This window comes from Foliimonas ilicis (genome assembly GCF_039939195.1).
Taxonomy (GTDB): Bacteria; Pseudomonadota; Alphaproteobacteria; order Rhizobiales; family Rhizobiaceae; genus Foliimonas; species Foliimonas ilicis.
Window position 1 is genome coordinate 281053 of the sequence record NZ_JBDUUH010000006.1, and the last position, 21538, is coordinate 302590.

The 21538-nt window shown below is 59.0% G+C and carries 18 protein-coding genes; 12 read left to right on the forward strand and 6 right to left on the reverse strand.

The window, feature by feature from the left end:
* Window positions 1-72 precede the first annotated feature (72 nt).
* From ABFT80_RS15530 to ABFT80_RS15555, 6 genes are all read left to right on the forward strand, one after another.
* Window positions 73-1017: a LysR family transcriptional regulator gene (locus tag ABFT80_RS15530; protein ID WP_347972812.1), complete on the forward strand. Its 945-nt coding sequence runs from the start codon at window positions 73-75 to the stop codon at window positions 1015-1017.
* An 83-nt stretch (window positions 1018-1100) separates the two neighbouring features.
* Entirely contained in the window at window positions 1101-1889 is a 789-nt protein-coding gene (locus tag ABFT80_RS15535; RefSeq protein WP_347972813.1) for an isochorismatase family protein, read from the forward strand.
* A gap of 74 nt (window positions 1890-1963) precedes the next feature.
* Entirely contained in the window at window positions 1964-3169 is a 1206-nt protein-coding gene (gene acdA, locus ABFT80_RS15540; protein ID WP_347972814.1) for a 3-sulfinopropanoyl-CoA desulfinase, read from the forward strand.
* 3 nt (window positions 3170-3172) lie between these two features.
* The gene (locus tag ABFT80_RS15545) at window positions 3173-4432 is read left to right on the forward strand and encodes a CaiB/BaiF CoA transferase family protein (protein ID WP_347972815.1); all 1260 of its coding nucleotides are present in this window, start codon (window positions 3173-3175) and stop codon (window positions 4430-4432) included.
* Between the two features lie 716 nt (window positions 4433-5148).
* Complete coding sequence (locus ABFT80_RS15550; protein ID WP_347972816.1) at window positions 5149-5739, forward strand: helix-turn-helix domain-containing protein; 591 nt, start codon at window positions 5149-5151, stop codon at window positions 5737-5739.
* Window positions 5732-6958 (forward strand): type II toxin-antitoxin system HipA family toxin, encoded by a 1227-nt coding sequence (locus ABFT80_RS15555; protein ID WP_347972817.1) that lies wholly within the window; start codon window positions 5732-5734, stop codon window positions 6956-6958. The genes ABFT80_RS15550 and ABFT80_RS15555 overlap by 8 nt, the downstream gene beginning before the upstream one ends.
* A 283-nt stretch (window positions 6959-7241) precedes the next feature.
* Here the strand turns inward: ABFT80_RS15555 and ABFT80_RS15560 are convergent, their stop codons facing one another.
* On the reverse strand, window positions 7242-7811 hold the full coding sequence (locus ABFT80_RS15560) for a nucleotidyl transferase AbiEii/AbiGii toxin family protein (protein WP_347972887.1): 570 nt from the start codon (window positions 7809-7811) through the stop codon (window positions 7242-7244).
* Window positions 7748-8245, reverse strand: coding sequence for a nucleotidyl transferase AbiEii/AbiGii toxin family protein (locus ABFT80_RS15565; protein WP_347972818.1), 498 nt, complete (start codon window positions 8243-8245; stop codon window positions 7748-7750). Before ABFT80_RS15565 ends, ABFT80_RS15560 begins: the two co-directional genes overlap by 64 nt.
* Between ABFT80_RS15565 and ABFT80_RS15570 the strand changes: the two genes are divergently transcribed.
* Entirely contained in the window at window positions 8244-8462 is a 219-nt protein-coding gene (locus ABFT80_RS15570; RefSeq protein WP_347972819.1) for a hypothetical protein, read from the forward strand. The genes ABFT80_RS15565 and ABFT80_RS15570 overlap by 2 nt on opposite strands.
* Before the next feature lie 361 nt (window positions 8463-8823).
* Here ABFT80_RS15570 and ABFT80_RS15575 read toward each other — a convergent pair whose 3' ends face one another.
* Window positions 8824-9819, reverse strand: a complete 996-nt coding sequence (locus ABFT80_RS15575) for a LacI family DNA-binding transcriptional regulator (protein ID WP_347972820.1) — start codon at window positions 9817-9819, stop codon at window positions 8824-8826.
* Between the two features lie 197 nt (window positions 9820-10016).
* Between ABFT80_RS15575 and ABFT80_RS15580 the strand changes: the two genes are divergently transcribed.
* The 5 genes from ABFT80_RS15580 to ABFT80_RS15600 are packed head-to-tail and all read left to right on the forward strand — an operon-like array spanning window position 10017 to window position 15534.
* Window positions 10017-11096, forward strand: coding sequence for an ABC transporter ATP-binding protein (locus ABFT80_RS15580; protein ID WP_347972821.1), 1080 nt, complete (start codon window positions 10017-10019; stop codon window positions 11094-11096).
* A gap of 31 nt (window positions 11097-11127) precedes the next feature.
* Window positions 11128-12093 carry an ABC transporter substrate-binding protein gene (locus tag ABFT80_RS15585; RefSeq protein ID WP_347972822.1) on the forward strand — a complete coding sequence of 322 codons (966 nt, stop codon included), beginning with the start codon at window positions 11128-11130 and terminating at the stop codon, window positions 12091-12093.
* 5 nt (window positions 12094-12098) lie between these two features.
* Window positions 12099-13832, forward strand: coding sequence for an ABC transporter permease (locus tag ABFT80_RS15590; RefSeq protein ID WP_347972823.1), 1734 nt, complete (start codon window positions 12099-12101; stop codon window positions 13830-13832).
* Entirely contained in the window at window positions 13820-14935 is a 1116-nt protein-coding gene (locus ABFT80_RS15595) for an MBL fold metallo-hydrolase (RefSeq protein WP_347972824.1), read from the forward strand. The genes ABFT80_RS15590 and ABFT80_RS15595 overlap by 13 nt, the downstream gene beginning before the upstream one ends.
* Window positions 14936-14946: 11 nt before the next feature.
* The gene (locus ABFT80_RS15600; RefSeq protein ID WP_347972825.1) at window positions 14947-15534 is read left to right on the forward strand and encodes a dual specificity protein phosphatase family protein; all 588 of its coding nucleotides are present in this window, start codon (window positions 14947-14949) and stop codon (window positions 15532-15534) included.
* A 136-nt stretch (window positions 15535-15670) separates the two neighbouring features.
* On the opposite strand, the gene ABFT80_RS15605 is transcribed toward ABFT80_RS15600, so the two are convergent.
* Genes ABFT80_RS15605 through ABFT80_RS15615 form a run of 3 tightly spaced genes read right to left on the reverse strand, consistent with a single transcriptional unit; the run spans window position 15671 to window position 21498 of the window.
* The gene (locus ABFT80_RS15605; protein ID WP_347972826.1) at window positions 15671-17662 is read right to left on the reverse strand and encodes a pyridoxamine 5'-phosphate oxidase family protein; all 1992 of its coding nucleotides are present in this window, start codon (window positions 17660-17662) and stop codon (window positions 15671-15673) included.
* 57 nt (window positions 17663-17719) lie between these two features.
* Entirely contained in the window at window positions 17720-19081 is a 1362-nt protein-coding gene (locus tag ABFT80_RS15610; RefSeq protein WP_347972827.1) for an NAD(P)/FAD-dependent oxidoreductase, read from the reverse strand.
* 2 nt (window positions 19082-19083) lie between these two features.
* A complete protein-coding gene (locus ABFT80_RS15615; protein ID WP_347972828.1) occupies window positions 19084-21498 on the reverse strand; it encodes a GcvT family protein in 2415 nt (804 codons plus the stop codon).
* Between the last annotated feature and the right edge of the window lie 40 nt (window positions 21499-21538).

The window sequence follows — 21538 nt, forward strand, 5'->3', positions numbered from 1 at the left end:
ACGGCAATCAAGCTGATCTTCCCACTCTCGATACGCAGACGCTAAATGGTCTCAATCTCAAGTGAGCTTTCCATGAATTTGCGCAGCATTCGATATTTTGTGGCCGTTGCCGACGGGCTGAGCTACTCACGCGCCGCTGAGCAATTGAATATCAGCCAGTCGGCGATCTCCCGGCAGATTCAGCTTCTCGAAGACGAGCTTGGCATAAAGCTATTCGACCGCTTTGGCCGTGGCATCCAACTGACGGCGACTGGCGAAGAGCTTCTTTCGGAGAGCCAGGCGATCCTCAACAGCGTTTCGGCATTGCGCGAGCATGCGCGCGAAATGGCGAGCGGTGTCCGCGGTGTCCTGCGCATAGGCACGACGCCGCAGACCCTGGAGAGCTTCGTCGCCAGGGTGCTCAGCGAGTACAGGCGCAAATACCCTAACATCGCCGTGATGCTGGTCGAGGACGGTTCAGCCAACCTCGTCAACAGGATCGAGGTGGGCGATGTCGATCTTGCTTTCGTAGCTCTCCCGCAGAATTCCACATTTGAGAAGCGCGAGCTCTTCCCGTTCGGTGCATTGGCGGTTTTGCCGCCTTCACATCCGCTTGCTACACGCCGCACCATCGAGATAGACGAACTGGCGCATGAGCAACTCCTGCTTCTTCGTCAAAGTTTCATGACCCGCAAGCTCTTCGACGGGGCCTGTGCGCTGTCCCATATTATGCCGAAGATCCTTGTCGAGAGCAGCAGCCCGCATGGGCTGGTTTCCCTTGCCAACGAGGGACATGGCATTGCAATCATTCCCTCGACGATGCGTCTGCGTCCCAATCAACACACAGCTACGCTGCACCATGAAGGGCGTCAGCTCGGCCTCTGGATTTCGGCTATATGGGATAGTCGGCGCTATGTTCGGCCTATGACCATGGACTTCGTGAACCTCGCTCATGATTATGCCCGCATCTCCTATCCGGGCCAGAATTTCCATTTCAAGGAAGTGTTCGATTCTGCATCGTCCTTGATGGCTTCATGACCGTTGCAGGATTGCCTGCTGATCGGCCGGACATGTTCGTCTGTCCAAAAAAGAGATGATTGGATGCGTTATCGGCATTGGACATGGCTGGATTTCGCAATCAGGATCGAGAAAACGTCGAACAGCCGACCGGCCCGCACCGGTCGGAAAATAATCTGCCTGGAGTCAATATGTCGGCACTATTCGATCATTCAACCAACCTTCCGGCCATCCCGGAATTGGCGGCACATTGGAAGAAACTCGATCTGGCGGCGATCCTGCGTCGTCCCGCCGCCTTCATGTCGATCAGCCAGACCAAATCCCTTTACGAGCCTTGGGGTGCACAGGCGCGCGAGCGGCAGTGGGAACGCGGAAATCTTGAGGCAACCCTGAAAGTCGTCGCAGCAGCCAGGAAGCAGTCGAATTTCATTTCCTATAGCTGGGTTGGTGCGCCGATCTTTCGCGATAACCAGCCCAAGAGCGCTTTTGACAAGGTTCAATTCGCATCCTGGGTCGAGGGGCTGGACTTTTCGCCCGAGAAGCGACTTGAGGACAACGAACTGGTCGATCAGTTGCGCGCCGAAGTGCGGCCCGGCGATCTCGAATTCAACGAATTGGCCCTGCAAAGTGCCTTCATCGGCACACAGCTTCCGATCGAGCTGTCGCGCAAGCGCGTCGAAGTCATCGTGCTCACCGGCTTCCATCTCGACTGGTGCATCGAGGGCAATGCACGTGCTGCCCGTGACAATGGCCTCTTGCCGATCGTCATTGGCGACGCAACCGGAACCCAGCGTATCGACCAGCAGGCGGCAGCGTACGAGCGCATCAACAGTTTCTTTGCGCCGGTCATCAGCGCGGCCGATTTCGTTCGCTATCTCTCCGACGAAAGCTGATCTGCTTCGACATTCTTTTGATGATGGGTTTGTCCGGCTGCGCGTTCCGCGCCCGAAACCATGCAGGATTGCACATGCATACTGAATTGATGCCAGAGGAAGAGAAACTGCGGCGGGACGCGAGGTCTTTTGCCCGCTCGGTCGTCGTTCCGAGCGCCGCTGAGACGGATCGCAGCGAACAATACCCTTGGGATGTGGTTAAGGGTCTTACGGAAGCCGGTTTCATGGGAATGACCATTCCCGAAGCCTATGGCGGTGGGGGTCGTTCTTTCTTCGATGCGGTATTGGTAATCGAGGAGATGGCGAAGGCGTGCACGGTCACGGCGCGTATAGTCGTCGAGGCCAATATGGGCGCGATTTCTGCTGTCATGGCCTATGGCAGCGAGGCGCAGAAGAAGCTCGCGGCCGAACTCGTCCTGTCCGGCGATAAGCCAGCCATCTGTATTACCGAGCCGGAGGCAGGCAGCGACGCGCTGGCCATGACGACACGCGCCGACCGGCGCGGCGATGTCTATGTCATCAATGGGTGCAAGCATTGGATTACCGGCGCGGGCGTTTCGCACCTGCATCTGATCTTCGCGCGCGTGTTCGATGAAGCCGGAGAGGAGCTTGGCATTGGCGGCTTTCTGGCAATCCGCGGCGAACGCCCTGGCCTGCGCGTGGCCAAACGCGAGCCGACGATGGGCTTACGCGGGATTCCGGAGGGCGAACTGGTTTTTGAGGATCTGGAAATCCCGCTGGACCGCGTGGTTATGCCGCCGTCGGGCTTCAAGCGTGGCTTTGTCAATCTGATCAATGCCTATAATAGCCAGCGTGTCGGTGCAGGCACTGTCGCCATGGGGGTGGCCGCCGGGGCGTTCGAACATGCGGTAGAGTGGGCCAAGACCCGTGAACAGTTTGGCCGTCCGATTGCAGAATTTCAGGGGTTGCAGTGGATGCTGGCCGACATGCAGACGCAGTTGACCGCATCCCGCTTGATGCTGCATGCGGCAGCGCGTTCGCGCGGTCCCAACGGGAGTGTGTTTCCCGACCCGGCGCTGGCCGCACAGGCCAAGATATTCGCCTCCGAGGCGGCGATCACAATCGTCAACAATGCTCTCCAGTTCTTTGGCGCGCGCGGCTATTCGCGTGAATTGCCGCTTGAGCGCATGGCGCGCGACGTTCGGATGTTCACGATTGCAGGTGGCACTGCGCAGGTGCTGCGTACGCTGGTGGCCTCCAAAATACTGGACCGGAAATTGCCGCAGAGCCGAGACGGCTACGCAAAGGCGAGCGTCTAGACCATGGAATGTCAGACCGATGAGACGAAGCCCTTGGGTGCTTTATCCGGTATCCGTGTGCTGGACATGTCGCGCATCCTTGCCGGACCCACCTGCACGCAGATACTGGGTGATCTCGGGGCCGACATCATCAAGTTGGAAAAGCCGGGCGCGGGCGACGACACGCGCAAATGGGGACCACCCTATGTCGAGGGGCCAGACGGGAAAGCCACGACGGAATCGGCATATTATCTCGCGGCAAATCGCAACAAGCAGTCGCTCGCGCTCGATTTCACCAAGCCGGAAGGTCGCGAAATACTGTTGCATTTGCTCGAAAACTGCGACGTTCTGGTCGAGAATTTCAAGACCGGTACACTGAAGCGCTACGGGTTGGACCATGACAGCCTGAAAGACCGGTTTCCAGCACTGGTTTATTGCTCGATCACGGGCTTCGGGCAGACCGGTCCTTATGCGCAGCGCGCCGGATACGACTATATCGCCCAGGCAATGGGTGGCATCATGAGCGTCACCGGCAGCCCGGACGGCCCGCCCATGAAAGTCGGTGTCGGCATCGCAGACGTGACCACGGGCCTTTACGCCACGATCGGCATCATCGCCGCGCTTCGCCATCGCGATACGACGGGTAAGGGCCAGCATGTCGATATTGCACTCCTCGACACGCAGGTTTCGTGGCTCGTCAACGAGGCGACAAATTATCTGATTTCAGGCGTGCGTCCGGTCCGCCGCGGCAATGAGCATCCAAATATAGTTCCCTACAAGACCTATGAGACGCTGGACGGTTTCGTCGTACTTGCGGTTGGCAATGATATGCAGTTCCAGCGCTGGTGCGAATTGGCCGAGCTTGAAAATCTGGCCTTAGACGAGCGCTTTTCCACGAATGCAAACCGCGTGCTCAATCGGGTCGAGCTGGATCGGCGTGTCGCTACAGCTATGAAGCTGAGGACGACGGTGGGCTGGCTTAGTATTCTCGAAGACGCAGGCGTTCCGGCAGGGCCGGTCAATGGCATCGACGAGGTTTTTAAGGACCGGCAGGTTCTGGCGCGTGGAATGCGTATCGAAATGCCTTATCAGCATGACGTATCGGGAAGGGTGGGTCTCGTCGGCAGCCCCCTGAAATTATCCGGGTCGCCCGTCTCTTATCGCTACGCACCACCACTCGCGGGCGAACACACCAGAGCGCTGCTCCGGGAACTAACTGACCTCAGCGATAAGGAGATTTCTGGTTTGATTGCCAATGGCGTCGTTTCTTCGTCAGAATGCTGAACGGTGACTCAAGGATCGCTCGTGTATTGGAAAACAACTCCGGCAAACTGGATTTCTCCGCTCGCCGTAATCGAACTGCACGACATGCCTATGCTGCGGGAAATCGACATCCGTGCATCTCTCTAAAATGGCGCTATTGACAGCTTGCATCAGAACCTTGGGTATTGCGAATGTTATCTGTTTTCTGATCGCTTTCCGATGTATAAAAGCTTCAACTACCGTAAGTTGGGCGGCAAGCGAGCTAGTCCGCGCGCGCCGAGGAATTCAGAGATATCGCCGAAGCGATCAAGGCGCCGGTGCGTGGGGAACGCGGCTGCTAAAATTCGAGGTCTGGCGGGGAGAATCGGCCCTGCAGTTTCCCGACCGGGAACAAGATGGGATGGTGCCGTCCTCTCCGCTGCGTGACCTTTGAAGATCACAACCCTGGCACATTGCGATGCCGTCTGGGGAGGGCGGCAACCATCCCATCTTGTTCCGACCCCATTTTGAACGAGCGCTTTCGCGCCCTTCAGGCCGTCCCGCCGCAGGAGACGGATAATGTTGAGCCTCAGGCTCCGGATCAGAAATGAAAACCAAGAGCTAGCACTGATATTGATATAGTATTCCGCATCAAAAGCGTGTATGATGCGTTATTATATATTGCCGTTGCCAAGCCCTGCAGAAGCTCCTATATATTATCCTGTATATAAGGTATCGTATGATACAGGATAATGATAATGGCGTATAAGACTGAGCACATCACCCAGCAGATACGTGCAGCACGCGAGGCTAGACATATGTCCCAGCGCGAGCTAAGTGCGCGCTCGGGCCTGACGCAGAGCCACATATCCCAGATAGAGCGCGGCACCATGGAGCCGGGCCTTGCAAGCCTTGTCGATGTCGCACGCGCGCTCGACCTCGAGATCGTCCTTGCACCCAAAAAACTGATGCCGGCGATAGGTAACATTCTCGACAGCGCGTCGGCCATGAGCGACACGCTGACGTCGGAACAGCGCTCTCTCGTGGGACGCATCGATCGTTGGCTGGCTGAAGGGAGGGATCGCTTCGCCATCACCTCGGATGCCGATAGTCTGAAAGACAGTCTTGCGCTGCTGCGCCATCTGCCACTATCGGCCGACGAGCTGGAAAAATTCAGGGATTTGGGGTTGATCCTTCAACGCTGGCAGAGCGAGCCTCCGCCTGCCAAGCAGGTGAGCGAGTTCGCGCGCGCCATAAGGTCGCTGCGCAATGCGGCGGTGCATCGTGACCGCGACGATGCCGTTCCCCGTTCGGCCTATGCGCTGGATGAGGAGGACGACGATGCCTAAGGTCATGATACTGGATGTCAGACTATACGGAGAACCGGCTGCCACCCTGACCAACCTGCCGGACGGTCGCACCCTCTTCGCGTTCAACGAGGATTATATTGAAGACGACAAGCGGCCGACGCTCAGTCTTTCCTATAAAGATCCGTTCGGCGGGCTCCTGACCAAATTCCGACCCTATAACATGGTCGTGCCGCCGTTCTTCTCGAACCTTCTGCCGGAAGGACCGCTACGCCGATACCTTGCCGACCGCGCCGGCGTAAAACAAACACGCGAATTCTTCCTGCTTTGGATGTTGGGTCGCGACCTGCCGGGTGCGGTGACCGTGCACCCTTCGGAAGGGGACGACGCGCCTCCCGACGACGATCGGGCCGATAACGTAGCGCGACCCAATGCCTTGCGGTTTTCGTTGGCCGGTGTGCAGCTGAAATTCTCGGCATTCAAGGACACGGGAAAGGGCGGCGGCCTGACCATTCCGACGGAAGGCACCGGCGGCTCATGGATTGTAAAGCTGCCGTCGCAGCAATATAGCGGCGTGCCAGAGAACGAGTTCGCGATGATGACGATCGCCGGCATGATGGGAATGAACGTACCCGAGATTCAACTGGTCGATCTCGATGCCGTCAGCGGCCTGCCGCAAGGTCTTGGTGAGCTGCAGGGTCAGTCACTGGCCATTAGGCGTTTCGATCGCACGGCGGAGGGGCCAGTCCATATCGAGGATTTCGCGCAGGTATTCGGCGTAAAACCTGACGACAAGTACAGCAGGGGCAATTACCGCAGCATCGCGCGCGTGCTGGGTATCGAAACAGGTTCTGCCGATGTCGGCGAGTTTATCCGGCGGCTCGTGTTCAGCACGCTGATCGGCAATGACGACATGCATCTGAAGAACTGGTCGCTGATCTATCCCGACAGGCGAACGCCGGCGCTTTCGCCCGCTTACGACCTGCTATCGACTATCCCGTATATCGAAGGGGAAGATACCGCAGCCCTGAATTTCTCGCGCACGAAGAAAATGGCTGCGTTGTCATTGGACGAACTCACGCATCTTGCAGCCAAGGCAGAGCTTTCCGAAAAGTTAGTGCTCGACACGGCCCGTGAGACAGTCGAGCGTTTCCGCGAAGTGTGGAACGCAGAAAAAGCCAACCTGCCGATGGCCGACAAGGTCCGCGAGATGATCGATGCGCATGCGCCGTCAATCGAACTTTACCGCGAATGCTCGTAAGCGACGTCCGCCGATTAAAGCAAAGTTGCGTCAATTAACTTCGATGAGGGCGTGGTTTCATGTCCTCCTCGAACGCCTCTGTGACATCCGTCGCAAACATGCTGACAGCGAAGTTCGAGCGCCTTGTCGACATCCGCTCGGAACCGACTCGCACAGGCAAGCGCACGAATTTTCTCTGACCTCGTTCAGCTCGGTAACTCGTCGATCGCAGAGGTAAAGGATTTTATTATTGATATTCAGCGTGAAGAACTTGAAAAAATCGTGGTCGACGGTTCGATTCCCATCAAAAGCAGAGGCAAGATAGCCGATTGGCACAGGGGTCGATCCGGGTTTGTAAACCGCGTTCGACGGCGTATCTGCGGTAAACTCGTCCAAATACTGCATAGCGAAGGCATCCACGACGCTCCGCGTAGGTGGTGATGCGGGCAAGGATCTCTTTCAGGCTGGGCCGGCCGTGATAATAGAGCGCCGTGGTCCGCTCATATGCGCGCTCGTAAAGCCCGAACGTCCCGGGGGCGGAAAGGCTGAAAGCGGGATTGCTGCTTATGTTCTGATCGTCAGCCTTCGGGAAACGTCGGTCCTTGCGCGCGAGATAGGCTTCCGTACCGATGAAATCTTGCACTTCCGGCTGGTCCAGTAGGCAGTAGACGTCGTAATAATGCCGGAGGAAATTGGCGGGGAACTGGCCGGTTTCCTGCTGCTTGCGATATTTGGTGGAGATGGTCTGGAGCTTCTCGACCAGCGTGTAGCCGGGCTCGTAGCAGGGAACGGCCAGTGCGCGATTATCGATCAGCTCGACGCGCGATGCGTGTCGAAGCCGGCTTCGAGCAAAACTCCGTCCTTGAGATCCGATTTCGTGCCGGTCGTCTCGGGGTAGTAGAGGCGGATGCCGCCGCTGCGATACGTCTCGTTGTCGAATTCGGTATCGCGCTCGATCTTTTGGATACCGTCGATCGTGATCGTCTCGGCCAGCCAGTCATAGAAGGCCTTCCGGCTTTCACGATGCGCCGCCTTGTCGTGATTGGGGCCGGTTTTTACCTCCATCGCCTTCGGCGGTTCGATACGGATATCGATATCCTCCGAGAAGCGGTTGATGATGCGGTATCCTTTCGAGAGCGAGGTACCGCCCTTGAGCTCGAACGCCATCTCCAACTGTTGCAGGCCGTACAGGCAGTGCATGATCCAGTAGTCTTTTTCGACCAGCACCGGCTGCACCTTCATCTGGTCAGCGACGATGCGCAGCAGGGAAGCAAAATCCTTGTGCCTATGGAGGAAATCAGCTGGCATGCGTATCCGCGGCGAGGGTGTTGAAGAATTTCCGCGTGCGCACCACGCCGTATTCCTTGGCGGCACGGCTGAGGGCTGTGCGAGATCATTCAAATGGATGATGCCACGCAAGCAAAAAGCGGTCAGACTTCGTTCGCTTGGAGGAATACAGGGGGATAATCATGGCTCCGCTGCGACGGACGCATTTGTTCTATTTGAAGATAATCGTGAGAAGTGAGGCTAAGCTTCCGCATTATCACAAGCTTGCCAGGGAACTTGCCGAAAACGGATACGTGCGGTTTTCTGAGCCAGATGACCTTGGAGAGTGCTGCGTTTGCATCACGTCGAAGGGACTCAATGCGCTGGAAGTCGCAAGTCCTCGACCTCACCCCCCAAACCCACGTTAACGCTGTGTCGCCCACCTTCACACGGGGCGGTGCTCATGAAGCGTTGATAACCGAGCCATGACGCCAGAAGCACGCATTTGCACTCGATAGCGGTAAGCCCCAGCGTCATGCCGGCCCCGATGACTGCTGCGCTTGACCGGCGACGACAAATTCACCCAGTCGCGGGGTCTTATTTAAAGTACTTACCTTAACTCACTTGGTGGTCGTGCGCTGAACCAGTTCGACCGGGACGGTGAAATTCAATGCGCCGTCGGTCATTAACCGTTCATCGTCGAGACAGGCCTGAATGGCTTCCAAGAAGGCCTGGATGGGCTGGCTGACTGTTGTGAGTCGGTGGGATGGCCAAGCTGATTCAGGGATGTCGTCAAAGCCGATCACGGATAGCTGTTTCGGGATTTCCAGCGCTAACTCGAAGCGAGCCGTCTCGAGAAAGCCCAGCGCGATGAGATCGGTGGCGCAGAAAGCGCCATCTATCGACCTGTCAGCCAGAAGGGTGCGGGCGGCCTCGCATCCGGTCTCGAAACTGTTTGTTCCGGTTGCACGGTGAGTTATCCTGGCTCCTGCCTCGATTACGTGCGCGGTGAAGCTTTCAGTGCGCCGCTGCTGGCTCACACTTCCGCCACCGTTGCGGATGACCGCGATATGACGACGGCCTTCCCGAAGCATTTGATCCGCGGCCAGACGTCCGCCGGCGATGTCGTCCGTATCGATCTTGTCGGCCTTACCCGGAGGTGTGCTGCGGTTGATCAGGATGAGGCGCACGTCATTGCTGAGACAGGCCTCGATGATCTCCTCCGGTGGCGCACCGGAAAGAATGATCACCGCGCGTACGCGATATTCCAGAACGCGATTGACCAGAGTAGCAATATCGTCGCGTGCAGCCTCCGCATTAAGCAACATGCATTGCAGGCCGCGTGTGAATAGAGCCGCGCTGATGCCGTCAAGCAGGGCTGTGTTGAAAGGCGAGGTCAGATTGACCGTAACCACGCCAACCAGATTCGACTGTGCTGTCTGAAGCCCTTGGGCGAGCCTGTTGACCCGATAGCCGAGCTTGTCGGCCGCGCGCAGAATTCGCTCGCGAACGTCCTTGGAGACGCTGCCGCCCGGGGTAAAGGTTCGCGAAACAGCGGAGCGCGAGACGCCCGCTTCCCTGGCGACGTCGGCAGCGGTGATAAAGCCGCTCTTCATGGCTGATGCTCCGTTCACTATGCGATTTGATCGACAGGCGAATGGTCCGAAGTTTCGTCTGCGCCGTCATAAAACTGAAGCACAAGTCCGATATTTTGCACACGTGTTCAATGACGTTGATATTCAGTTCCAATATCATTGTCCAGCGTAGAACTTGAAGAAAACATCAATAGTTTCAAATTGTTGAGAGAGCGATCTTGGTAGACATCATCATCAGGGACATCTCGAAGATGTATGGCGGCAAGCGTGTTCTCGACCGGGTTTCAATGACGATTGCCGATGGCGAATTCATTGCCGTTCTAGGCCCTTCCGGCTGCGGAAAAACCACTTTGCTGCGGCTCGTCGCAGGCTTTGAAACGCCTGATGAGGGGACGATCCAGTTCGGCGACCGCGTGGTTTCTTCCAGGGAGGCAAGCGTGCCGCCGGAAAAGCGCAATGTCGGCATCGTCTTTCAGAATTATGCGCTGTGGCCGCATATGAGCGTGGCGAACAATGTCGGCTATGCGCTCAAGATCGCAGGCGTCGGCTCAACGGAACGTCTGCGTCGAAGCCGCGATGCCTTGGCGATCGTCGGCATGGAAGAATTGGCCGAGCGCGCGCCATCCGATCTTTCCGGCGGTCAGCGCCAGCGCGTCGCCTTGGCGCGCTGTCTTGCCGCCAGCCCTTCAGTAATGTTGTTGGACGAGCCCCTGGCCAATCTGGACGTGCATCTGCGCGCCGCCATGGAAAACGAATTCGCGCGTTTTCACCGACACACCCGGGCTACGATGGTCTACATCACGCATGATCAATCAGAGGCGATGGCGCTGGCAGATCGCATAGCAGTGATCGATCATGGGCGTCTCGTCCAGTTCGACCGGCCGCGCGATCTTTATCGCGAGCCGCAGAGCGAAATGGTCGCCCGTTTCATCGGCAACGGACAGGTGCTTCCCGTCGAAGACGTGCGTCCGGGCGCCGATGAGCAGTCCGCTGTCGTCAGCATCTTCGGCAAGGATCATTGCGTCCGGGCGCGTAAGAATGAGACCGGGCGCCCTTCGGCCAAGCTTTGCGTGCACTCGTCAGGCATGCGGCTGGCGCAGGCAGGCGAGGAGGGTATCGCCGCCAAGGTCGAGCGGGTGGTCTATCGCGGCAATCACAATCAGATCGACGTCTTTACCACGGACGATCCGGATCTACGGCTGACGCTGCAGGCGCCGGTGGACGTGTCCATTCCACCCGACAACACAATTCAGGTTTGCATCGGCGACGGCTGGGTCATCCCTCGCGCCGCTGCCTGACATCTTCCAATCCACCGACAGGAGCTTTCTCATGCGCATTACAACTGCCCTCATGCTCATTTTGATGAGCGGAACCGCCGTCAACGCTGAGTCGCTGACACTCTACACTTCGCAATCGCCGGAAATCGCCCAGCAAACGGTCGATGCTTTCCAGGCTAAATATCCCGACATCAAGGTGGAGTGGACGCGTAACGGCACCAGCCAACTGTTGAATGTGTTGCGTGCCGAAATCGAGGCAGGGGACGTCAAGCCAGACGTGCTTTTGGTTGCCGACACCATCAATCTCGGACAGCTGAAGAAGGAAGGTCGCCTGATGGCCTATCCGCAGGCGCCGGTCGGTTCCTATGACAAAAGCACCTACGACAAGGACATGACGTTCTTCGGCACCAAGATCATCTCGACTGGCATTGCCTATAACACTGCGAACGCCGAACCGATCGAGACATGGAACGCTCTGCTAACGCCGGAAAACAAGGGCCAGATCGCTGTGCCGAGTCCGCTTTATTCGGGCGCGGCGTTGAACCATCTGCACAGCGTCGTCAATGTTCCGGGCATTGGCTGGGAATTTTACGAAGGCCTTGCCGGTCTGGATATCGCGCCTGATGGCGGCAATGGCCCCGCGCTCAAGGCTGTGGCCAGCGGGCTTGCCAAATACGGCATCATCGCCGATGCGGACGTGATCCGTGCCAAGGCGAAGGGATCGCCCGTCGACCATATTTTCCCGAAGGACGGCGTTTCCTTCATCACCGAGCCTGCCGCGATTATGTCGACGGCCAAGAACCCCGACGGGGCGAAAAAATTCATCGACTTCCTTCTTTCCAAGGAAGGGCAGGAACTGGTGGTCCTGCAGGGCAATATGCCTATCGATCCTTCGATCACGCCCCCAGAAGGCTTCCCGAAACTGTCGGACATCAAACTCTTGCTTATGGACGCCGACAAGGCCGTCGAGACCGACAAGGAGATCCGCGAGAAGTTCACCGAAATCTTCGGCGGCTGAACGGAATGGCCTTGATTGCCGTGGAAATGGCTGAGGAGCGCCGGCGTCTGCCGGCGCTCCTTCCCAAATTGGAATGGGTGGTGCTGGCGCTTCTGGTCGTCTTCGTGACCGGCCTGTCGTTTGCACCGCTGATGCGTCTTGTCGCGACCGCCATCGCGCCCGGCGGGACGGTGGATTTCGGCCATGTCGCGGAACTACTCTGGAAAAAGAAAGTACTGACTGCTTCGGTCAACACGCTGTTCGTGGCGGGGTTGTCCACCCTGCTTGCCATCGTGCTCGGGACCATCGCCGCAGCACTGACAGTCTTGACCGATATGCGTTTCAAGTCCGCATGGGTCTTCGCTTTCGTCCTGCCGCTTATGATCCCGCCGCAGGTGACGGCCCTGGCCTGGGTTCAGGCGTTTTCTCCGTCAAGTCCAATCCTCGGAGTGCTGGGGCTGTCCTTGCATGATGGCGGGCGCCATCCGCTTTATTCGCCGGGCGGCATCGTGCTCTTGCTGGGCTTCTACAACGCGCCTCTTGTCTTTCTCACCGTCAGGGCGGCATTGCGCCGTCTGCCCGCGGAACTCGTGGAAGCGGCGCGCGCCGCCGGTGCCGCAAGCTGGCCGCTGATCTTCAGTATCGTTCTGCCGCTGGCTCGCGCCGGCCTCTTTGCGGGCGCTGCCCTGTCCTTCGTATCGTCGATCGGCAATTTCGGCATTCAGGCCATGCTGGGCATTCCGGCCCGATTTCCCACACTCATCACGCTGATCTACCAGCAGATGAACAGTTACGGGCCTTCTGCTCTGACCGACATGGCCGTCTTGGCGCTGCTCCTTTGCGTGCTGACTATTCTTGGCGTCGGCATCAATGGCTGGCTCGGCCAGCGCGGGGATGTGCGCGTTGACGGCACCGGGCGTCCGATCGAGATGCGGCTGGGGCGGTGGCGTCCTGTCGTCGAACTCGGCAACTGGTTGTTTCTCCTCGTCACCATGGCATTGCCTCTGTCGGCCCTTGTGGCGACATCGCTCGTCAACGGCTTCGGCCAGGAACTGAATTGGCAGAACCTGACATTCGTCAATTACGCCAACGCGCTGGTGCATCAGGTTTCCATCCGCCGGGCGTTTCTCACGAGCCTGCTTCTCACGTCGGTGTGCGTTGCCATTCTCATCGTAGTGTCGCTCTTCATGGCCTACTTCATTGTTTGGAAGCGTGGCCTCCTCGTGCGCCTGCTGCATGTCTTCAGCGAACTTGCCTATGCGCTGCCAGGCATCATCCTTGCGGTGGCCATGATCTTGTTCTTCCTGAAGCCGCTGCCCGTTCTCGGTTTCAGCATCTATGGAACTGTCTGGATTATTCTTGCCGCCTATCTCTCCAGTTTCCTTGCATTGGCCTTGCGCCCGGTCTTGGGTGGGTTTGCTCAGATCGACCGGGCCATGGAAGAAGCGGCGCAAGTGGCCGGCGCCGGGTTTCTGGCGCGCATGCGCGATATCATCATCCCTCTCGTGGCGCCGGCGGCGGTTGCTGGCGGTGTCATGGTCTTTATGAGCGCTCTTAACGAAATACAGGTCTCCATTCTCTTGGTGTCCTCCAGCGTTCGCACCATCGGCCCGATGGTGGTATTTCTGGAAGAAGGTGGATCATCGACGCTGGCCGCGGCCGTCGGCTGCCTGATGATCGTGGCGGTGCTTCTGCTGATGATCGCCGCGTCGGGCTTGTCCCGATATCTGCCGAAAGGGGTGTTGCCGTGGCAAAATTGACCGTCGTCAGCGGGACGGGCGGCAAGCTGCCTGCGGCCTTCCTGCTGGAGATGGATGGCAAGCGCATCTTTCTGGATCTAGGGGAGGGGCCGCAGCCCGGCGTGAAGCCGGATGTATCCGGCATCGGCGCAGTCGATGCGATCTGTCTTTCACACGCGCATATAGACCATGTGGGCTCTCTCGATCTTTCAGAGCAATTGGGCAATCCGCCGATCTATGCGACAGCACAAACGTTTCGCCAGATCGACGAAACCGTTGTCTCGTCTGGTAGGCGCGTCGAGCTTCCGGTCAGGGGACAATGCCGGATCGCCGGCCTGTCTGTGACGGTCGGGCGAAACGGTCACGCGCCAGGAGGGGTCTGGTTTCATTTCGCCGGTCACGGCGGATTTCTCTATATGGGCGACTGGAGCGCGGAATCCTTGCTGCTGCCGTTCGATCAGCCGCCCCTTGCCGCTTGCGTTGTCACCGACGCATCGTATGGCGATTTGGAAGATGCGCTGTCTCATCAGGTGAATGCCATCGCGTCCTTTGCTGCAACGGGAGCGGTTCTGTGCACGCCCGCCGGTGGGCGGGGGCCTGAAATGGCGTTGTCCCTGAGCAGGCTCGGTTTGAAAGTCTCTGTCTGTCCGGTCGTGAGACGGGAGATGGAGCTTTTGACGAAGACGGGCCGCGATATCATAAAGCCGGACAAACACGCCGAGATCGAAACCGTGCTGGATACGATGAGGTGGGGGGAAAACTGGTTGCCCGCCGAGGTCATCGTGGCAACCGAAGCCAATGCGGAAAGCGGGCTGGCGGCTCAACTTCTGCAACGGCGGCATGAAGGCTTCCGCTTTCTCTTTTCCGGTCACGTGCCGGCACGGACGCCGGCCTGGGACATGCTCCAGCGCAATGAAGCACGCTGGCTGCCTTGGAATGTTCACCCGCGGCTGCAGGACACGAAAGATCTTGTAACGCGCACAGGAGCCGGGAAGGTGGTGGCAGCTTTTGCGCGGCCAAACGACATGACCCGGCTTGCACAATGGCTTGGCGCGTGTCTTTGCAGCGAAAGAGTAGTTACCTTGTCCGCGATGGAGGACGATCCTTTGAAAGCAGCCGAATAGGACTGGACCGGATGAACCTGAGACAGAGCGAGCATCTCCCGACGAGCGAGGAAGAGGAGGACCGGATTCCGGTTCTGGTACCCGTCCTTCCGGGAATCGGGGCCATCGGAAAGACGCTTTTCATAGGCAATGCGGTTGCGGCTAACGATGCCCGGCTTTTGCTAGACAACGGCGTCACGTCGACGATGAATATCGCGGTGAACATAGAACTGCAGCCACTGTCTCTTGGTGATGGCACAGTGGTCAGACGTACGCATATCGGTCTGATCGATGGGCCAGGAAATATTCCCCCGCATCTTCTGGGTGCCGTGTTCGTCCTGCAGGGTATCCTGAGCCAGAAAAGCCCGGGAAAAGCGCACTATCCACCGCACCGTTCGGGCAATGTTCTGGTGCATTGCAGAGGCGGACGCAGCCGCTCCGCCAGCGTTATCGCGCTTTATCTCCACCTCTATTGGCCCGAGCGATTCCCGATCTTCGACGACGCATTGTCTCACGTGCGTTCCTGCCGCGGACTCGATGAAACCCAACCGCAGGCAGCCATGCTCGACCTCTGCCGGCAGGCGCTGGCTATGTATAAAAAGGAATTCAAGACGAATTGAATGCGCCTTCCGTACTCTCGATCGCTGGTAAATGATGTAGTTGACCCAGTCGACTGGGCCTACAAGTACGCGTCGACCCGCAGGTTCCGAATCGAATAAAAGATTAATGCGTCCGCATGTCTGTCATAGATGGCCTTCAGCAATCGAGAACGAGGTTGCCCCGTGGAATTGCTTGGCATAGCAAAACCTGTCCGTATGTCAGAAACGGCTCGTCGCCGGCCGGATAGTCGACGACGCCGCTGACGACGCGCTGCACGCAGGATTGGCAGTCCCCATTACGGCAGGAATATTGGACGTCGACCGCGTTCGCCAGAGCGAGGTCGAGCAAGGACCTGCTTTCGGGCTTCCATGTCGCTGTCTTGCCCGAACGGGCAAACTTCACCTGACATGTCGCAAGGCCCACCCCGGAAATAGTGCCCGGAAAGACACCCGCGAGCGGTTTGAACGCCTCCGTCCTGATGCTTTCGGGACTTGCACCGAGGGCGACCAGACCTTGCCGGAGCGACGACATGAAGTCGTCGGGGCCGCAGATATAGAAATCGGCAGAGGACAGCTGTACCAGGGTCGCGATCGTGGGCGCATCCAGACGGCCGCAATGGTCGCAGGCTTCGTCATGCCGAGACCGGGAGTAGGCTGTGAATAGCCGGATTGCCGCCTCCGATTGCTTGGCGATCTGCAGCGCCTCTTCCCTGAAGAGGTGGTGATCGGCGTCGCGGGCGGCATGGATGAACCAGACGTCGCGGTCGGCGGCTTCACGGCCGAGTTCCTCCAGCATAGCAAGAAGCGGTGTGATGCCGACGCCGGCGCTGACCAGCACGACGGCGCGCGATGGCGCGCTGTCGAGCACGAAGCCTCCGGCGGGAGCAGCCACGAGGACTTCGTCTCCAGGTTCGACCTTGTCGTGCAGCAAATCCGAAACGCCGCCTTTGCCGATCCGGCGCACTGTTATGCGTAACGACCGGCCGTCAGGAACGCTGGAAACCGAATAGCAGCGTCGTCGCTGAGGCTGTGACTCGTCCCGCGGCAGCGAGACCGTCACATATTGTCCGGGCGTGACCACGCCGAGCGGCGCGTTGTCGCGCGGTGCCAGGACGAATGACATTACGTCTGGACTTTCGCTCAGTTTGGCGACGCAGGAAAAGCTGCGCTGCCCTGTCCAGGCGGCGGCACGCGCATCCGTCCAGATGCGAGATCTCGCGAACGCTGCAGAACAGTGGAAATAGGTCTCTTCGGGCGTGATGTTGAGCCGGTCCTCCGCTTCGTTATCCGGTGGAAGTACACGATAGACGCCGTTCATGCGGACTGTTTCGCATTGGCCGGGTTCCACGGCCAACAGCGCGCATTCCCCCGATTGCGGAAGAGTACAGTCCTTGAACTGGTCATGCGGCAGCGCCAGCAGGAAAGACGGCTTGTTGGCGGTCGAATCCGGTTGCAGCGTTACGCCACCGATGAGATCGAGCGCAATGCCGTCCTTGCCGTCGCCGCGCGCGAAAATCGTGAAACGCGCTTTATCAAGCAACGCCTGAGTGCCTGGCCCAGCGGTGCTATAGACCTTCGCCTGAACGGGACTGCTTGGCGTTCCGTAAAGCTCTCGTAAGCCGGACCTCGCGAGATTGCCTTCACCCGCGGCGTCGAGGGCGACCGGTTTGCGCCCCCTTCCACCCTGCCAATGCGCGTCTTTGACAAGGATATCCATCAGGTCGAGCGGCAGTTTTCTGTCGCTGGGGTCGACCCACAGTCCGCTTCGGGCGAAAGCAGTGCTTTCAATGGACTCCAATGCTAGCGGAGTTAGCACCATGACACTTATGGGAGGGTTTTCATCGGCCGGAAACATCGCGATGTCGGCTTCCGACCTCGATATCTCGGCCTTGGCCCTGATACGCAGATATTCGTCTTTTTGCTTGTTGAGCAGGATAAGGGCAACGGCGGGGTTGCTCAGCACATTGCCCATTGTGTCGAGCCTGCGATTGCCGACATAATCGGGAAGCAGGAGGTTTCCATCGTCGCGCAGCCTTACGACGGAAGGCTGCCCGCCTCTGGGTGAGACGTCCATGCCTCCCGCGGCGTTTCGGGATGCGATGAAGAGCAGGGTGGCGGTTTCTATGAAGGAACGTGCACGGGCATCCATTCTGCAACTCCTACGAAGCTGTCCCGGACGCGCGGTCTACAGGCGCCCAGGACCTTTCTAAAGGGCCGGTCCCAATCGGATCGGACTGCCGTCACTGAATCGCGACAGGCGGAATCTGCCGAGATCGTGCCCGGTGTTGTTTCCCTGGATCAGGTGGGACAGCACGCGGCCCATGCCCGGCCCTATGCCGAAGCCGTGGCCGCTCATGCCGGTCGCAACGACAAGGCCGGGGATCGCCGCGACGTGGTCGACAATGGGGACGACGTCCGGCATCGCGTCGATCATCCCCGCCCAGCTTGCCTTGAATCGAACTTCCCTGAATTGCGGAAAAAGTGCCCTAAAGCCGTGGTCGATGGCGCGGAGCGCTGACACCTCAGGTGCCGGATTGAGGACGCGCATGCGCTCGAACGGGCTTTCGCGGTCAGCATCCAATTTGCGCGGCGTGGACCAGGCATCTGGATATCCTCGCGGCGCGGCTGGCAGATAGCGCGTCCCGAAGGGGTTTGCTTTCAAGGCGGGCAGATATTTTGTCGCGTGGCGAAAGGCATCCGGACCGAGGTAGAGCTGGGCGGCGCCCCCCGCCGCAAGTGTGTATCCGCCATCCTGCCTGCGCCGGAAAGCTATGCGCTCGTCGGTGGCTGCGCCTGCATGAATTTCGGCCATCGGTTCGGTGGCGGCGACGGTCGCCCTGACGCTGAGTTGGGGAATCGAAACGCCATGCCCGCGTAGGAAAAGCGACGTCCATGCGCCGCAGGCTACAAGGACACTTGAGGTCGCGATGCGTCCCTTCTCGGTCAACACGCCGCTGATGCGCCCGGTGGAAAGGTCGAGTGCACGCGCGGCGCAGTTCTCGACGATGGTAACTCCTTCCCGTGCGGCGAGCCGGGCGATCGCAGGCACAGCAATCCAGGGCTCGGCACGCATGTCGGAGGGCGTCGTCATGCCGCCCTTGTAGCGCCTCGACATCCCGGGGATCAGCCGTGCTGCCTCGTCGGCGTTAAAAAGGCGGGTGTCGACGTCATAAAGCCTCGCAAGGCGTTCGAACTCTGCGAACTCGAGCATTTCCTTGTCCGTGCGAGCAAGGTAGGTCACGCCGGTCTGCCGCAGTCCTATGTCCTCGCCGCATTCCTCGGCCAGTTGCTGCCAAAGGCGGCGCGCTTCGATCATGATTGGCAGTTCGTCCGTGTCGCGGCCCTGCTGACGGATCCAGCCCCAGTTGCGCGAGGATTGTTCCGCAGCCACGCGTCCCTTCTCGATCAAAGTAACCGGAATTTTCTGGCGCGCGAGGAACAGAGCCGTCATTACACCGATGATGCCTCCGCCAATGATCACGACCTCCGATGTGGCCGGCAGCGGCCCGTTAAACTGCGCCGGTGTGGCCTCGGTGAACGGGAAGGCGATCGAGGGGGTCTGGTTCATTCTCAGCCTCTCATAACCTTGCCTTGCGGATCGTACGGAGAGTCATCCACGACGCGGCATGCACGTTCACTGCCAACGATGTGTGTCCTGAGCTCGGTGCCGGGCAGGGCGAATGCGCTGTCGACCAGCGCGAGCGCGATCGATTTGCCGACCGTGTAGCCATAGCCGCCCGAGGTGACGTATCCGATGAGCCCGCCGTCCTTCCATAGCGGCTCGTAGCCGGATGCGTCGGCATCAGCCGCGTCGACCTCCAGCGTGACGAGGCGCTTCGAAGCTGAAAGTTTTTTCTTCTCGGAAAGCGCCGCCTCCCTGCCGACGAAATCCGGTTTGGAGAAATCGATGAAACGGTCCAGCAGCGTTTCCTGCGGTGTATAGGCTTGGGTGAATTCGCGGCTCCAGATGCCATAGCTCTTTTCCAGACGCATGGAATTCAACGCGCCAAAGCCGATCTCCCTCAACCCGATGTCTTTGCCTGCCTCAAGCAATGTCTCGCGAAGGGTGCGATGGTAGGCAGCGGGGATGTTGATCTCGAAGCCCATCTCGCCCGTCACCGACATGCGGCCGACCTTCGCCCGGACAGGGCCAACATCGAGCGTCTTGCAACTAAAGAACCTGAGAGCCTGGTTCGACAAATCGTCCGCTGTCACCCGCTGCAGCACCTCGCGCGAAAGCGGCCCGCAAAGCGAGAAGCCGACCCAGTCGTCCGAAACGTCTCGAACCGTTACCCCGCCATCGGCGAACTGTTCCCACCAGCGCATGTGCCACTCGCGCAGATAGTAGGAGCCCATTATCCACCACGTGCCGTCGCCCCAGTTGAATATTGTGAGGTCGCCCTTGAGCTTGCCGCTAGGCGCCAGCAGCGGCGCAAGGACGGCGCGGCCGGGTGCGGGGAGTTTGCAGGCGAAGACACGGTCGAGCCAGCGTTCGGTATTCGGTCCGCTGACCTCGTAGCGAGAATAGCCCGAGATATCGAGAAGCCCGGCCTTTTCCCGAATGTGTAGCGCCTCGTTGCCAATAATGTCGAATGCGGTCGAGCGCCGTAGTGTATGGTTCTCCACATAATCCTTCGGTGCGAAGTAGAGCGGTACTTCGAGCCCCCAGGACACGCCCCACCGGGCGCCGGCGTTCGTCATCTGGTCGTAGGAGGGCGATACTTTGAGCGGACGCCCGGCCGGCAATTGCTGGTTCGGATAGGTCATCACAAAGCGCCGAGAATAGAACTGACCGGTCGTGTCCTTGATGTACTGGCGGTTGGAGGCATGCTTGCCGAAGCGGGCGATATCCATGCCGAAGACGTCGTCTTCGGGTTCTCCCATGACCATCCATTCCGCGAGAACCTTGCCGACGCCGCCGCCCTGCGAGAACCCGGCCATGACACCGCAGGCAAGCCAATAATTCTCGACGCCCCGCACTGGCCCCACCAGAGGATTGCCATCGGGCGTGAAGGTGAAGGCGCCGTTGATCCAGCGCTTGATGCCCGCTGTCTCCAGCACCGGATAGCGCTCGTAGCTCAGCGTCAACTCACGCTCCAGGCGATCCGGATCCTCCTGGATGAGGTCGAAGCCGTAGTCCCAAGGTGCGCCGTCCATGTTCCAGTGGCGGTGATCGAGCTCGTAGACGCCCAGCAACAGGCCCTTTTGTTCCTGGCGCAGGTAAGAAAAGCCATCCAGATCGACAACATCCGGGAGCTCGCCCCCGAGCGCGGCGATTTCCGGGATGCCTTCGGTCACGAAATACATGTGCTCGAGTGGGCAGAGCGGCAGTTCGATACCTGCCATCCTGCCGAGCTGCTTGGCCCAGAGGCCACCGGCATTGACCACATGCTCGGCACTCACGGTGCCATGCTCGGTAACGACATCCCAGGAGCCATCTTGCTTATGCCTGAGTTCCACGACGCGGTTCTTCTCCACCACGGAGGCACCGCGCATGCGGGCCGCCTTTGCGTAGGCATGCACCACGGCGGAAGGATCGACGTGGCCCGAGCGTTCCGAATACATTCCCCCGATGATGCCTTCCGGATTGACGATCGGGCAGCGATCCAGGATTTCATCCACGGTAATCAGGCGGACGTCGTTGATGCCGGTGGACTGGAATATGCGGAAGGAGGCCTGCAGCGCATCCCAGCGATCCATGTTGCAGGCATAGGCGATGCCGCCCGTGTTGTGCATTCCGATATTGACCCCCGATTCTTTCTCGATCTCAGAGAGAAGATCAATCGTATAGGCCTGAAGTGTCGCGAGGTTCGGATTGCCGTTGAAGGCATGGAAGCCACCGGCCGCATGCCAGCTGGAGCCCGAAGTCAGCACGTTGCGCTCAATCAAGAGTGTGTCCGTCCAGCCCAGTTTGGCGAGATGGTAGAGAACCGAGGCGCCGATCACGCCACCGCCGATGACCACGACCTTATAATGTGACTTCATATTGATTCTCTTTGCTGTTCTGAATTGTTGCGCCGTAACA